Below are 13873 nucleotides of genomic sequence, written 5' to 3' on the forward strand. Positions count from 1 at the left end.
TCCTCACTGGGCGATCGAGGTGCTCGGGCGCGGAGCGGGGGCGAATCCCGCCGGGGGCGGCGGCAGTTGGGCGCCCGCGGGTGCCGCGGCGTAGACGTAGGCGTCGGGGCGCAGGGCGAGGGTGGTCACCCGACGCTCGGCCATCCAGGGCAGCAGCACGCCGTCGCTGTCGACGACCGTGCCCTCGGCCGGGCGCGACCCGCCCGGCGTGACGGTGAGCGAAGGGACGCCGGGGCGCTTCCACCCGGGCTGGGGCACGGGGAGGCCGCCGTTCAGGAGCAGCCACCGGCCGCCGAGCACGTCGTCGAGGCGGACGCGGCTGCCGTCGGCGGCGGTCACCCAGGGCTGGGGCAGCTGGTGCCCGGACGCCTTGGTGCGCGGCCGGGCCTGCAGGCCCTCGGCGTAGTGGGCGACGGGTATCCAATGGGAGTCCTGCAGCCAGTTGCCGAAGCCCGGTACGCGGTCGACGGTCCGCAGCGCGGTGTCCCGGATCCGGGTGACCGGCAGCCGCCGTTCGGTGATGATCCGCCCGACGAACACCGCCCGCCGGGTGACCTCCTTGACGTGCGGCTTCCGCTCGGCCTCGTAGCTGTCGAGCGCCATCCCGGGCAGCTCGCCCCGCAGGACCGCGTCGAGCTTCCAGCACAGGTTGGCCACGTCGCGCACCCCCGCGGCCATGCCCTGCCCGATCCACGGCGGCATGGCGTGGGCCGCGTCACCGGCCAGGAAGACGCGCCCCACCCGGAAGCGGGCGGCGAAGCGGACGTGATGGCTGTAGACGGTGGCGCGCAGGATCTTGATCTGGTCCCGGCCGATCCCGTACCGGGACACCATCGCGTAGATCGCGTCGTCGGTGGTCAGGTGCTTCTCGTCGTCGCCGGGCAGGATCGGGAACTCCCAGCGGTGGTGCCCGAGCGGGGTGGGGCAGTCCACGGCCGGCCGGGCCGGATCGCAGCGGAAGCGCAGCTTGTCGTGGTCCGGCCAGGGCTTGAGCATCTCGGTGTCGATGACCACCCAGCGGTCCTCGTACGTCCGCCCCTCGTAGCCGACGTTCAGCTGGGCGCGGGTGAGGCTGGAGCCGCCGTCGGCCGCGATGACGTAGGCCGCGCGCAGCCGTCGTACGGAGTCGTCGGCGCCGACCACGGTCAGCTCGACGCCGTCCGCCTCCTGGCGCAGCCGCACGCACTCGTGCCGCAGCAGCACCTCCACGTTCGGGTACCGGTCGACCCCGTCCCGCAGGACCTGCTCCAGAGCGGGCTGGTAGATGAACATCTGCGGCGGGTGGCCGTGGCCGCGCGGGATGGGGCGCGCCCGGATGAACGGCCGGCCGTGCGCGTCGACGAAGTCCAGGGGGCGCTCGGCCAGCATGTCCCGCTTCAGCCGTTCGGCCAGCCCGATGCGCTGCCAGATCCGCAGCACCTCCTCGTCGGTGGAGATGGCCCGCGCGCGGGAGAACACCTCCGCGTCGCGTTCCACCACCACGACCCGGAGGCCCATGGCCCCCAGCAGGTTGGCCGCGGTCACCCCCGTCGGTCCGTATCCGATCACCGCGACGTCGTACGGGCTGCGCGCACTGTCCTCGGCTCTGTCCCTGGCATCGATCCGGCTCACCAGGCCACCTCACTGTCGTTCCTGTCGGCTCTTGCTGTAGCGACCATTCCAATTGGAACAGTCGCTACGGTAAGCTGGGTGTCAGAGACGGTCAAGGCCCGTAACGACAGGAGGGCAACCGATGACCAGACCGCAGACCACGCGCAAGAAACGCGCCAACGGGGTGGAGTCACGGCTGCGGATCCTCGACGCCGCCGTGGAGATCGCCGGCGAGCGTGGCTACGAGGGCACGTCGATCGCGGCGGTCAGCGCCAAGTGCGGGCTGCCCGCCAGCTCCATCTACTGGCACTTCAAGGACAAGGACGACCTGATCGCCGCGGTCATCGAGCGGAGCTTCGAGACCTGGCTCACGGCCGTCGTGCTGCCGGGAGAGGAGACCGGTACGCCACTGGAGCGGGCCACCGCCATGGCCGCGAACGTGGCGAAGGCGCTGGTCGACGCCCCGGACTTCCTGCGCCTCGGCCTGATGCTCGCCCTGGAGCGGCGCCCCGTCGAACCCAGGGGCCGGACCGTGTTCCTCCAGGTACGGGAGATCTCCCGCAGGAAGATCGGCGAGGTGATCCGGATCCTCGCCCCGGACCTGGACGAGGACGCCGCGCACACCCTCGCCGACTACGCCGTCGCCGGCGCCGACGGCCTGTTCATCCACCGGGAGATCGCCGGTGACGCCTTCGACCTCGTGGCGATGTTCGAACTGCACGCACGCCTCGTCCACGAGGCGGCGCTGCGCATGACGGCGAGGAGCGGGGGATGAGCCTGACGGCCCGACAGCGCGCGGAGGCCGCCGCGCTGTTGCGCCACGCCGAGTACCACGCGGCCCCGATCGCACCGCTGTCGGCCCTGCTGCCCGGCCTCGACCCGGCCGACGCCTATGCCGTCCAGCGGGACAACATCGCCCGCCGCCAGGCCGACGGGGCCACCGTCATCGGCCACAAGGTCGGCCTGACCTCGGCCGCCATGCAGCGGCTCCTCGGTGTCACCGAGCCCGACTTCGGCCATCTGCTCGACGACATGGTCCGCCGGGACGGTACGGCGGTCTTCGCCGGCCGCTACTGCCGGCCGCGTGTCGAACCGGAGATCTGCTTCCTGCTCTCCCGCCCCCTGCGCGGCCCCGGCGTCACCGGCGCGGACGTACTGGCCGCCACCGATGCCGTCGCCCCGGCTCTGGAGATCGTCGACAGCCGCATCCTGGACTGGAACATCACCCTGGTGGACACGGTCGCCGACAACGCCAGCTCCGGCGGGCTGGTCTGCGGCCCCTGGACACCCCTCGGCAAGGCACCCGACCTCGCCTCCGTCACCGTCGACCTCCTCCTCGACGGCGAGCGCCTGGCGTCGGGCAGCGGCCGCGAGGTGCTCGGCCATCCGGCCGCCGCGGTCGCCTGGCTGGCCAACACGCTCGCCGGCTTCGGCACGGCCCTGGAGCCCGGGCAGCTGATCCTGCCCGGAGCCATGACCACCGCCCCCTTCGTCGGCGCGGGCCACACGGTCGAGGCACGCTTCAGCGGCCTCGGTCCGGTGTCGGTGACCTTCGTCTGACGCCTCCCTGAAATCCAGACCCTCAAGCTCCCCGAAATCCGCACGCCGAGAAAGCCAAGAGGTCACCGCATGTCCGCCTCACCTCGCCGGATCGACGTCCACCAGCACCTCATTCCGCCCTTCTACCGCGACCTGCTGGCCAAGGCGGGCATCGCCGAGGCGGGCGGCCGTGTCCTTCCGGAGTGGAGCCCCGAAGCCGCGCTGGAACTGATGGACCTGCTGGGCACGGCCACGGGAATCGTCTCCGTCTCCACCCCCGGCACCGGCTTCCTCACCGATCCGGGCGAGGCCGCGGACCTGGCGCGCCGGCTCAACGACTACGGCGCCTCCCTCACCGCCGACCACTCCGGCCGCTTCGGCCACTTCGCCACCCTGCCGATGCCCGACGTCGACGCCAGTGCCGCCGAGGCCCGGCGGGCCCTGGACGAGCTGGGTGCCGACGGGGTCACCCTGCTCGCCAACAACCAGGGCACCTACCTGGGCACGGACGGCCAGGACACCCTGTGGCGCACCCTGGACGAGCGCGGCGCCGTCGTCTTCGTCCACCCCGCCGAGCTGCCGGCACCGGCCGTGGACGCCATCCCGCCGTTCGCCGCGGACTTCCTGCTCGACACCACCCGGGCCGCCTACCTCCTCGTACGCAACGGCATCGTCCGGCGGTACCCCCGCATTCGCTTCATCCTCAGCCACGCGGGCGGCTTCGTGCCCTACGCCTCCCACCGCATGGCCGTCTCCATCGCCGCCGACACCGGCCGCAGCCCCCTGGACATCCTGGACGACCTGCGCCGCTTCTACTTCGACACCGCCCTGTCCGCCAGCCCCGCCGCGCTGCCCACCCTGCTCGCCTTCGCCCGGCCCGGCCACATCCTCTTCGGCAGCGACTGGCCCTTCGCCCCCACCGCCGCCGGCCAGTACTTCGCCAACGGCCTCGACTCCGGCGTCGACCCCGCCACCCTCGTGGCCGTCAACCACACCAACGCCGAAGCCCTGTTCCCGCGCCTGGCCGGCGCCCCCGCCCCGACCCCGGCCCGCCCGGCCCCGGTACGGCTGCGCCAGGCCGCCCAGCGGGCCGGCGCCCGCGCGTTCTTCAAGCTCGTCCAGCCCGGCACCCGCTGACAGCACGGAGGGTCCGGTACGCCCCCGCGCACCGGACCCTCACCGTCATCACCGCTCGGTGATCAGGACGTGCTCTCCGCGCGGGCCAGCAGGTCCAGCGCGACGTCCGTGATCATGTCCTCCTGGCCGCCGACCATGCCCCGCCGGCCGACCTCGACCAGGATGGTGCGGGTGTCGAGGCCGTACCGTGCCGCGGCGGTCTCGGCGTGGCGCAGGAAGCTGGAGTACACGCCCGCGTAGCCGAGGCTCAGCGTCTCCCGGTCGACCCGTACCTCACGGTCCTGCAGTGGTCGTACGAGATCGTCGGCGGTGTCCATCAGCGGGAACAGGTCGCAGCCGTGTTCCCAGCCCATCAGGTCGGCGACGGCGACGAACGCCTCCAGCGGGCAGTTGCCCGCGCCCGCACCCTGCCCGGCGAGGGAGGCGTCGACGCGTACGGCGCCGCTCTCGACGGCGACGACCGTGTTGGCCACGCCGAGGGCGAGGTTGTGGTGGGCGTGGATGCCCAACTCCGTGGCCGGGTCGAGTACTTCGCGGTAGGCGCGGAAGCGGTCGCGGACGCCGTCCATGGTGAGGCGGCCACCGGAGTCGGTGACGTAGACGCAGTGGGCGCCGTACGACTCCATCAGCTTGGCCTGGCGGGCCAGTTCGGCCGGTTCGGCCAGGTGCGACATCATCAGGAACCCGGCGACGTCCATGCCCAACTCCCGCGCTGCCGCGATGTGCTGGGCGGAGATGTCGGCCTCGGTGCAGTGGGTGGCGATACGCACCGAGCGGATGCCCAGGGAGTGCGCCTGCTTCAGGTCGTGGACCGTGCCGATGCCGGGCAGCAGCAGAGTCGTGGGTACGGCGTGCCGGGTGGCGTCGCAGACGGCCTCGATCCACTCCCAGTCGGTGTGGGCGCCGACGCCGTAGTTGATGCTGGAGCCGGCCAGGCCGTCCCCGTGGGCGATCTCGACGGCGGCCACGCCGGCGGCGTCCAGGGCGGCGGCGATGGCGCGGGCCTGGTCGACGGTGTAGCGGTGCCGGACGGCGTGCATGCCGTCCCGCAGGGTCACGTCCTGCACGTAGAGCGTGGTCACTTGGCGGCCTCCATGCCGTGCCGGGCGGCCATGCGTTCCGCGGTGCGCAGGGCGGCCGAGGTCATGATGTCGAGGTTTCCGGCGTAGGCCGGGAGGTAGTGGGCGGCGCCCTCGACCTCGAGGAAGACGGAGACCTTGAGGGCGTCGTCCGTCCCGGGGGCGAGGGTGCGCAGCGGGTCGTCGGCCGCCACGCGCTCGAACTGCACCTTCTGCTTGAGCCGGTAGCCGGGCACGTACGCCTGCACCCGGCCCATCATCTCCTCGACCGACGCGGTGACGTCCTCGGTGGCGCAGTCGGAGACCAGGCAGTGCACGGTGTCCCGCATGATCAGCGGGGGTTCGGCCGGGTTGAGGACGATGATCGCCTTGCCGCGGGCGGCGCCGCCGACCCGCTCGACGGCGGAGGAGGTGGTCTCGGTGAACTCGTCGATGTTCGCCCGGGTGCCGGGGCCGGCGGAGCGGGAGGCGATGGAGGCGACGATCTCGCCGTAGTGGACCCGGGTGACCGCGTTCACCGCGGCGACGACCGGGATGGTGGCCTGGCCGCCGCAGGTGACCATGTTGACGTTCGGGGCGTCGAGATGGGCGTCGCCGTTGACCGGCGGGACGACGTAGGGGCCGAGGGCGGCCGGGGTGAGGTCGACGAGGGTACGGCCCAACGGGCGCAGTATCTCGTCATGGTGGCGGTGGGCCCCGGCCGAGGTCGCGTCGAACACGATCTCCACGTCGGTGAACTCGTCCAGCGCCACGAGCCCTTCGACGCCCTCGTGGGTCGTGGCGACCTTCAGCCGGCGCGCGCGGGCCAGGCCGTCGGAGTCCGGGTCGATCCCGGCCATCGCCACGATGTCCAGGCTCTCCGACAGCCGCAGGACCTTGATCATGAGGTCGGTGCCGATGTTGCCGGAGCCGATGACGGCGACCTTCGTCTTTCCGCTCACTGCTCGTCCCCTTCCTTCGCGAACCCGACGCGCACCGAGCCCAGGCCCGAGACACGTGCCTCGAACACATCGCCGGGCGCGGCCGGAGCCATCGGACCCAGAGCGCCGGTCAGGACGAGATCGCCGGCCCGCAGCGGGTCCCCCCGCTCCGCGAGCGCCGAGGCCAGCCAGACGGCCGCGTTGAGGGGGCTGCCGAGGCAGTCGGCGCCGGTGCCCGCGGAGACGGCAGTGCCGCCCCGGGTCATGGTCATCGTGACCGTGCGCAGGTCGATCCCGGTGAGCGGTACGGGGGTGCCGCCGAGCACGTACAGGCCGCAGGAGGCGTTGTCGGCGACGGTGTCGACCAGGGAGATGTCCCAGCCGCGCACCCGGCTGTCGACGATCTCCAGGGCGGGCAGCGCGAAGTCGACCGCGCGCAGCACGTCGACGACCGTGCACGCGGGGTGCGGCAGGTCGCGGCCGAGCACGAGGGCGACCTCGGCCTCCACCTTGGGCTGGAGCAGCCGCCCCGCGGGCACCTCGTCGCCGTCCGGTACGGCCATGTCCGCGAACAGCGCGCCGAAGTCGGGCTGGTCCACCCCGAGTTGACGCTGCACGGCCGGCGAGGTCAGACCGATCTTCCGGCCGACGAGACGGCGGCCGGCGTCCAGGCCCCGCCGGACGTTCAGCTGCTGCACGGCGTACGCGGCATCGAGGTCGCCGGCGTCCAGCAGCGTCCGCACCGGCGGACAGGCGGCCCGGGTCCGGGCGGCCTCCTCCAGCAGATCGGCCGCCTTGACCACGGCCGGTGGATGCGCGTCCGGGTGGACGGGGTCGGGCACGGTGGACACGGTTTGCCTCCAGGGGAGCGGTGGGGGAGCGGGCGGACGTACGACCTACGTCCCCCGGTATGCACACCGTTTTAGACAGCACCCCTCGACTGGGCCAAACTTTGTTCCATGACACGGAACAGTGCAGCGGGCAACATGCTGGAAAAGGCCGCACTCATCCTCGAATGCTTCACTCCGAGCGGCGGACCGTACCGTCTGTCGGAACTTTCGGAGCAGACCGGTCTGCCCAAGCCGACGGTGCACCGGCTGGCGGCCGACCTCGTCGGTCTCGGCTGGCTGGAGCGGTCGGGGCCGCAGTACCGGCTCGGTGCGAAGCTGTTCGAGCTGGGCTCCCTCGTGCCGCGCCGACGCGATCTGCGCGAGACGGCCCTGCCGTTCCTGCAGGACCTGTTCGAGGCCACCCGCGAGACCGTCCACCTCGGCGTCCGTGAGGGCATGGACGTGGTCTACCTCGAACGCATCCACGGCCACGAGGCCCTGCGGCTGCCCTCCCGTATCGGCGGCAGCCTCCCGCTGACCTGTACCGGCGTGGGCAAGGCCCTGCTGGCCTTCTCCGGCGCCGCACTGACCGAGGAGGTCCTCTCCGGCCCGCTGCCGAGCCTCACCCCGCACTCGATCACCGACCCGGCCCGCCTGCGTACGGCCCTGGAGAAGATCCAGGTCTCGGGCCTGGCGTACGAGGAGCAGGAGGCCGCACTCGGAGTCAGCTGCATCGCGGCCCCCGTCTTCGCCGGCGACGCGGCGGTGGCCGCCCTCTCGGTGGCCGTGCCCTGCGCACGCTTCAGGCCGGCCCAACTGGCGCCGGCGGTGCGCACGGCCGCGCTGGGCTTGTCCCGTGTGCTGCGGGGGGCCGGATGAGAGCAGGGACGAGAGCAGAAAGGGGCGGCCCCGGACATGGGGCCGCCCCGGTGCTCGGTCAGCGGGTGGCGAGCAGTTCCAGGGTGTCGATCACCCGGTTCGAGAAGCCCCACTCGTTGTCGTACCAGGCGACCACCTTGATGTGGCGGCCGTCGACGCGGGTGAGGGCCGAGTCGAAGATCGACGAGGCCGGGTTGCCCACGATGTCGGCCGACACCAGCGGGTCGTCCGAGTACTCGAGGACGCCGGCGAGCGGGCCCTCCGCCGCGGCGCGGTACGCCGCCAGCACCTCGTCGCGGCTCACGTCACGGGAGACGGTCGTGTTCAGCTCGACGATCGAGCCGACCGGAACCGGCACGCGGATCGAGTCGCCCGACAGCTTGCCGTCCAGGTTCGGCAGCACGAGGCCGATCGCCTTCGCGGCACCCGTCGTGGTCGGCACGATGTTGACCGCGGCGGCACGGGCGCGGCGCGCGTCGCGGTGCGGACCGTCCTGCAGGTTCTGCTCCTGCGTGTAGGCGTGCACCGTGGTCATGAACCCGTGCTCGATGCCGGCGAGTTCGTCGAGCACCGCGGCCAGCGGGGCGAGCGCGTTGGTGGTGCAGGAGGCGTTCGAGACGATCGTGTGCAGGGCCGGGTCGTACGCGTCGGTGTTGACACCGAACGCGAGCGTGACGTCGGCGCCGTCCGACGGCGCGCTGACGAGCACCTTCTTCGCGCCCGCGTCGAGGTGGGCGCGGGCGGCCTTGGCCGAGGTGAAGCGGCCGGTCGACTCGAGGGCGACGTCGACACCGAGTTCGGCCCACGGCAGCTGCCCCGGGTCGCGCTCGGCCAGCACCTTGATCCGACGGCCGTCGACGACGAGGGTGTCCCCGTCGACGGTCACCGGGCGGCCGAGCCGGCCGGCCGTCGTGTCGTAGGCGAGCAGGCGCGCGAGGGTGGCGGGCTCCGTGAGGTCGTTGACGGCGACGACCTCGAGATCGCTGTCGCGCTCCAGCAGCGCGCGCAGCACATTGCGTCCGATGCGGCCGAATCCGTTGATGGCGATGCGAGTCATCAGTCATGTCCCTTCGGTTCGCCACCAGGTTCTCGGCACGCGGCCGAACGGGACAGCGGCGCGATCGCCATGGTTCGAAAGGATCGCGCCAGGTGATGATCGACTGCTCGCTCTTCGGCTGCTTGCCCCTTTTGCCAGGCGCCCCTTCGGCTACTCGCCCTTGGTGAAGGTGCGCCGGTACTCGCTCGGCGTGGTGCCGAGGATCCGCTGGAAGTGCAGCCGCAGATTCGCGCCGGTGCCGAGACCGACATCGGCGGCGATCTTCTCCACGCTCCGCTCCGAACGCTCCAGCAGCTCACGGGCCAGGTCGATCCTGGCGCGCATGACCCACTGCATGGGCGTGTACCCGGTGTCCTCGGCGAAGCGCCGGGAGAAGGTGCGCGGCGAGACCGCCGCGTGCCGGGCGAGCGCCTCCAGGGTGAGTGGCTCGGCGAGCCGGTGCAGCGCCCACTCGCGGGTGGCCGCGAACCGCTCGCCGAGCGGCTCGGGCACGCTGCGCGGCACGTACTGCGCCTGACCGCCGCTGCGGTAGGGGGCCGCGACCAGGCGCCGGGCCGCGTGGTTCGAGGCGGCCACACCGAGGTCGCCGCGGAGCATGTGCAGGCACAGGTCGATCCCGGAGGCGGCCCCGGCCGACGTCAGCACGCTGCCCTCGTCGACGAACAGCACGTTCTCGTCGACCCGGACGAGCGGATGCTTCGCCGCGAGCGCCCGCGCGTAGTGCCAGTGCGTCGTGGCGCGCTTGCCGTCGAGCAGACCCGTGGCGGCGAGCGCGAAGGCGCCCGTCGAGATGGCGGCGAGCCGCGCGCCGCGCGCGTGGGCCGTGATCAGCCCCTCGACGACAGTCTGCGGCGGGTCCTCGCGGTCCGGGAACCGGTAGCCGGGGATGAACACGATGTCGGCCCACGCGAGCGCGTCGAGGCCGTGGGCGGCGTGGTACGACAGGCCGTCGCCGCCGGTCACGAGACCGGGCGCCGCACCGCACACCCGCACCTCGTACGGCATGCTCGCGCGGGTCGTGAACACCTGCGCCGGAATGCCGACATCGAGCGGCTTCGCCCCCTCGAGCACGAGAACGGCGACGCGACGCAGGCGGGAGACAGACACGATGACCAGCGTAATCGCACGCTCAGGGGCCTGACGGCGCGACCCGGTGGCGCAGGAGATCGGTCCCGCACCACCAGGTCCCAGCGGGAAGGAGCCGTCAGGCGTTGGGGTCGAAGGGGATGCCGGACGGCATGGAGTGCGCCAGGGCGTACTGGAAGTCGCCGTCCTTGATCTTGATCGTGGCGGCGCCGAAGTCGGCGCTCAGGAGCTTGTCGCGGTAGCCCGCGGGGTACCCGTTCCAGCCCACCAGGCGGGGGTAGAACCAGCCGCCGGTCACGTTCTCCGGGGGCTCGTCGTTGGTGTTGGCGAAGCGGAAGTCGTGGGTGGACACTCCGTCCTTGTGGTAGACGATCTTCGGGTGCGTGCCGTCGAAGCGGACAGAGGAGCGGGCGGCCACCTGGTAGCTGGTGTGCTGGGACACCGACACGTACTGGACCTCGTTGTTGTTGATCCACACCACGACGTGCTCCCAGTCGTGGGTGTGGCCGATGGCCGCCGGGCCGAGCGTCGCCTGGTCCTTCTCGAAGTAGCTGGCGTACATCACCGCGCACCAGCCGTTGTTGCACTTCTCGCGCGAGTAGGTGTTGGCGTTGGCCAGTTGGGCGTAGTCGTGGCAGTGCCCGTTGACGTCGCCGCCGAGTTTCAGGCCGGGGTTGATGGTGCCGTCGGCTCCGATGGCGGCCGTGGCGTAGCAGCCGTCGCCGTCGTAGTCGTAGGCGGGGGAGAAGGTCTGCTCCAGCCCGTCGGCGTTCTGCGGCAGCAGTTGCAGCACGCTCGCGTGGGCGCTCGCCGGGACGGCGACGACGAGCGCCATCGCGCCCAGCGCGCCGAGGAGGACCTTGCTCAGGGACTTCACGTTGCGCATGACGGCTCCTTGTCGGGCAACTCGCTCAGCAGTACAGGTTGTTGCCCGGGGAGCCCCCGAGGATCTGGGTGAAACGCTGGTAGGCGTCGACGCGGCTCTGCACCTGCGCGGGGTTCTTGCCGTCGCACTCGAGGGAGCCGTTGATGCTGCGGATGGTCTGGCCGAAGCCGGCCCCGTTGACCATCGCGTTGTGCGGGGTCATGCTGCCCGGTCCCGACTGGGTGTTCCAGTACCACAGGCCGGTCTTCCAGGCGACGGAGGCGTTGTTCTCCACCTGCCAGGGGTTGTTGAGGAGATCGATGCCGAGCGCGTCACCGGCGGCCTTGTAGTTGAAGTTCCAGCTGAGCTGGATCGGGCCGCGCCCGTAGTAGGCCGCCTGTCCCGCGGGGCAGCCGTACGGCTGGCCCCAGTCGCAGTAGTGGGGGTAGTTGGCGGTGTTCTGCTCGACGACGTACACCAGACCGCCGGTCTCGTGGTTGACGTTGGCGAGGAAGGCGGCCGCCTCCTGCTTCCGCACGGTGTCGCTGCCGGTGGTCGCGAAGCCGGGGTAGGCGCTGAGGGCCGCGGTCAGTCCACTGTACGTGTAGAACGAATTCCGGTTCGGGAACATCTGGTTGAACTGCGCCTCGCTCACCACGAATCCGGACGGGGTGCCACCCCCGCCGCCGCTCGCCGGCGCGTTCCACTTCTGGTTCGCCCCGCCGGAGCAGCTCCAGATCTGCAGCCGGGTGCCGTTGGCGCTGTTGTTGTCCCGTACGTCCAGGCACTTGTTGGCGGCCGGGTTGACGATGTCGTGCGCCGCGGTCACCTGCCACTGCTGGTTGGCGCCGCCGGAACAGTCCCACAGCTGGACGGCGGCGCCGTCCGCGGTGCTGCGGTCGACCACGTCCAGACACTTGCCGAGCGCCCGCAGGGTTCCGTCGCCGGGGTTGGACCAGATCTGGGCGCCGGTTCCGTTGCAGTCGTAGAGCTGTACGGCGGTGCCGTTGGCGCTGCCGGCACCCGCCACGTCGACACACTTTCCGGCGAGTCCGGTGATCGCGCCGTCGGCGGCCTGGGCGGGAGCGGCGGTGAACAGCGCGGCGAGGACGGCGGCGAGAACGAAGCCGATCGTGAAGCGGAACCGTCTGCGACTGGAGGTTGGCATGGAGGATGCGCTCCTTGGTTGTGGGGGCGCCCGGGAACCTAAAGGTCTGGACCTCCTTCCGTCAAGAGGTGAAGTAAGTACTGAGGGAACCGAGTTGGAAAACACTTGCGATGCCTCGAAGAGCGCATGCGATGATCACGAAGCCACACCGGCCCAGGATCCCCGCGTACGGAAGGAGCCCACCATGGCGACCGAGGCGGCTCAGGTCACGGCCGACCCGGACCACGCGCGCATCCCCGACACCGTGGCCGGGGGTACGGTCATCCTGCTCAACGGCACGTCCAGCTCCGGCAAGTCCAGCATCGCCGGGGCGCTCCTCGACCTGCTCGACGGCACCTGGTTCCACATGCCCGTCGACGCGTTCCACTCGATGCGCTGCGACAAGCCCATCGCCGACGAGGACCTCCAGGCCGAGATCGACCGCACCGCCAAGGGATTCCACCGGGCCGTCGCCGGGATGGCCGCGGGCGGCAACAACCTGGTCGTGGACCATCCGCTCAGCCGCCGCTGGCGGCTGCTGGACCTACTCGATCTGCTCGTGCCCGAGGACACCGTCCTGGTCGGGGTCCGCTGCCCGCTGCCCGAGCTGGAACGCCGTGAGCGCGAGCGGGGTGACCGGGAACTCGGCCTGGCCGCCATGCAGTTCGACCAGGTGCACGCGCACGGGGCCCACGACCTCGACGTGGACACCAGCCTGCTCTCCCCGGAGGAATGCGCCCTGCGCATCCGCGACTTCCTGACGGACCGACCGCGGCCCACCGCCTTCGAACAGCTCCGCACGACCCTGCGGAATCCGGCCGTGGCACCGGCCTGACGCGCGCCGGAGCCACGGCGGGCGTCAGGAGATGGCCCGAAGCCGGCCGTGCGGCCGCTCGCGGAGCTGGTCGACGGCCTGGGTCGTCGCCTCGTCCGCGGGGAGGAACACCACCAGTTGCCGGGCGTCCGAGGAGAGCTCGAACGTCTCCCGGAGCAGCCGGAGTTCGCACCCGGAGGGGTGGCGGAGCCGGAGGACTCCCCGTTCCGGAACCACGTGCCGGTTCAGCCGCCGGGTGAAGTCGGGGCCCGCGACGGGCGCGAGTTCCGCGGTGAGCCACTCGGAGGTCTCGACGGTCGGACCGAGCCACAGGTCGAAGGCCTGCTCGTCCGCGACGTCGTCCCAGTCGGCGAAGAACGACCGGGCGCGGGAGTCGGTGAAGACGTACCGGGTGAGGTTCGGCGCCTCGGCGTCGAGCAGCCCGCTCGCGCTCGTCACCGCCTCGAACGCGCCGGTGTGGGCAAGGACGTCGCCGAGCCGGTTGGTCACCATCGCGATGCCCGGCTCCAGCAGGCGCAGCGTCTGCAGGACCGCCGGCCGTACCTCCCGACGCGCCGGAGCGGGCCGGGGGTGGGCCGTGCACTCGCCGCCGGTGATCTTCGCGAGGTAACGCAGGTGGGTGCGCTCGGCGGGGTCGAGGCTGAGGGCGTCGGCGAGCGCGTTCACCACCGCCACCGAGGGGTTGCGGTCGCGGCCCTGCTCGATGCGGGTCAGGTACTCGACGCTGATCCCGGCCCGCGTGGCCAGATCCAGCCGGCGCAGCCCCGGTGACCTGCGCCGGCCGTGGTCCGGCAGCCCCAGTGACTCCGGCTGGATGCTGTCGCGCTTGGCCCGTACGAAGTCCCCCAGTGGCGTTCCCATGCCTCGAGGATAGGGCGCGCCTCGCCGCTCAGCGTGGCCCTGCGGGGG

The 13873-nt window shown here is 71.8% G+C and carries 14 protein-coding genes; 5 read left to right on the forward strand and 9 right to left on the reverse strand.

Annotated features, from left to right (window positions below; genetic code table 11):
• Positions 1 to 3: 3 nt before the first annotated feature.
• Positions 4 to 1611, reverse strand: coding sequence for a bifunctional 3-(3-hydroxy-phenyl)propionate/3-hydroxycinnamic acid hydroxylase (locus CRP49_RS31405; protein WP_257033545.1), 1608 nt, complete (start codon positions 1609 to 1611; stop codon positions 4 to 6).
• Between the two features lie 121 nt (positions 1612 to 1732).
• Here CRP49_RS31405 and CRP49_RS31410 point away from each other — a divergent pair, with 121 nt between their 5' ends.
• The 3 genes from CRP49_RS31410 to CRP49_RS31420 all read left to right on the forward strand — a co-directional run bounded on the left by CRP49_RS31410 (position 1733) and on the right by CRP49_RS31420 (position 4266).
• Complete coding sequence (locus tag CRP49_RS31410; RefSeq protein WP_097256380.1) at positions 1733 to 2365, forward strand: TetR/AcrR family transcriptional regulator; 633 nt, start codon at positions 1733 to 1735, stop codon at positions 2363 to 2365.
• Complete coding sequence (locus CRP49_RS31415; RefSeq protein ID WP_097256381.1) at positions 2362 to 3150, forward strand: 2-keto-4-pentenoate hydratase; 789 nt, start codon at positions 2362 to 2364, stop codon at positions 3148 to 3150. The genes CRP49_RS31410 and CRP49_RS31415 overlap by 4 nt, the downstream gene beginning before the upstream one ends.
• Before the next feature lie 69 nt (positions 3151 to 3219).
• Complete coding sequence (locus CRP49_RS31420) at positions 3220 to 4266, forward strand: amidohydrolase family protein (protein WP_097256382.1); 1047 nt, start codon at positions 3220 to 3222, stop codon at positions 4264 to 4266.
• Between the two features lie 62 nt (positions 4267 to 4328).
• On the opposite strand, the gene dmpG is transcribed toward CRP49_RS31420, so the two are convergent.
• Genes dmpG through mhpD form a run of 3 tightly spaced genes read right to left on the reverse strand, consistent with a single transcriptional unit; the run spans position 4329 to position 7116 of the window.
• Positions 4329 to 5348 (reverse strand): 4-hydroxy-2-oxovalerate aldolase, encoded by a 1020-nt coding sequence (gene dmpG, locus CRP49_RS31425; RefSeq protein ID WP_097256383.1) that lies wholly within the window; start codon positions 5346 to 5348, stop codon positions 4329 to 4331.
• Positions 5345 to 6286, reverse strand: coding sequence for an acetaldehyde dehydrogenase (acetylating) (locus tag CRP49_RS31430; protein WP_097256384.1), 942 nt, complete (start codon positions 6284 to 6286; stop codon positions 5345 to 5347). The genes dmpG and CRP49_RS31430 overlap by 4 nt, the downstream gene beginning before the upstream one ends.
• Positions 6283 to 7116, reverse strand: a complete 834-nt coding sequence (gene mhpD, locus CRP49_RS31435; RefSeq protein WP_097256385.1) for a 2-keto-4-pentenoate hydratase — start codon at positions 7114 to 7116, stop codon at positions 6283 to 6285. Before mhpD ends, CRP49_RS31430 begins: the two co-directional genes overlap by 4 nt.
• 135 nt (positions 7117 to 7251) lie before the next feature.
• On the opposite strand from mhpD, the gene CRP49_RS31440 reads away from it, so the two are divergent.
• On the forward strand, positions 7252 to 7974 hold the full coding sequence (locus CRP49_RS31440; protein WP_097256386.1) for an IclR family transcriptional regulator: 723 nt from the start codon (positions 7252 to 7254) through the stop codon (positions 7972 to 7974).
• 58 nt (positions 7975 to 8032) lie between these two features.
• On the opposite strand, the gene gap is transcribed toward CRP49_RS31440, so the two are convergent.
• The 4 genes from gap to CRP49_RS31460 form a co-directional block, all read right to left on the reverse strand.
• Entirely contained in the window at positions 8033 to 9031 is a 999-nt protein-coding gene (gene gap / locus CRP49_RS31445) for a type I glyceraldehyde-3-phosphate dehydrogenase (protein ID WP_097256387.1), read from the reverse strand.
• A gap of 150 nt (positions 9032 to 9181) precedes the next feature.
• Entirely contained in the window at positions 9182 to 10138 is a 957-nt protein-coding gene (locus CRP49_RS31450) for a GlxA family transcriptional regulator (protein ID WP_097256388.1), read from the reverse strand.
• Between the two features lie 97 nt (positions 10139 to 10235).
• Positions 10236 to 11003 carry an NPP1 family protein gene (locus CRP49_RS31455; protein ID WP_179851811.1) on the reverse strand — a complete coding sequence of 256 codons (768 nt, stop codon included), beginning with the start codon at positions 11001 to 11003 and terminating at the stop codon, positions 10236 to 10238.
• Positions 11004 to 11028: 25 nt separating this feature from the next.
• Positions 11029 to 12150 carry a chitinase gene (locus tag CRP49_RS31460; protein WP_097256389.1) on the reverse strand — a complete coding sequence of 374 codons (1122 nt, stop codon included), beginning with the start codon at positions 12148 to 12150 and terminating at the stop codon, positions 11029 to 11031.
• A 184-nt stretch (positions 12151 to 12334) separates the two neighbouring features.
• Between CRP49_RS31460 and CRP49_RS31465 the strand changes: the two genes are divergently transcribed.
• Positions 12335 to 12964, forward strand: a complete 630-nt coding sequence (locus CRP49_RS31465; protein WP_097256390.1) for an AAA family ATPase — start codon at positions 12335 to 12337, stop codon at positions 12962 to 12964.
• A gap of 24 nt (positions 12965 to 12988) precedes the next feature.
• Here CRP49_RS31465 and CRP49_RS31470 read toward each other — a convergent pair whose 3' ends face one another.
• Entirely contained in the window at positions 12989 to 13825 is an 837-nt protein-coding gene (locus CRP49_RS31470; RefSeq protein ID WP_097256391.1) for a helix-turn-helix domain-containing protein, read from the reverse strand.
• Positions 13826 to 13873 lie beyond the last annotated feature (48 nt).

This window comes from Streptomyces sp. Ag109_G2-15 (assembly GCF_900215565.1).
GTDB classification, from domain to species: Bacteria; Actinomycetota; Actinomycetes; order Streptomycetales; family Streptomycetaceae; genus Streptomyces; species Streptomyces diastatochromogenes.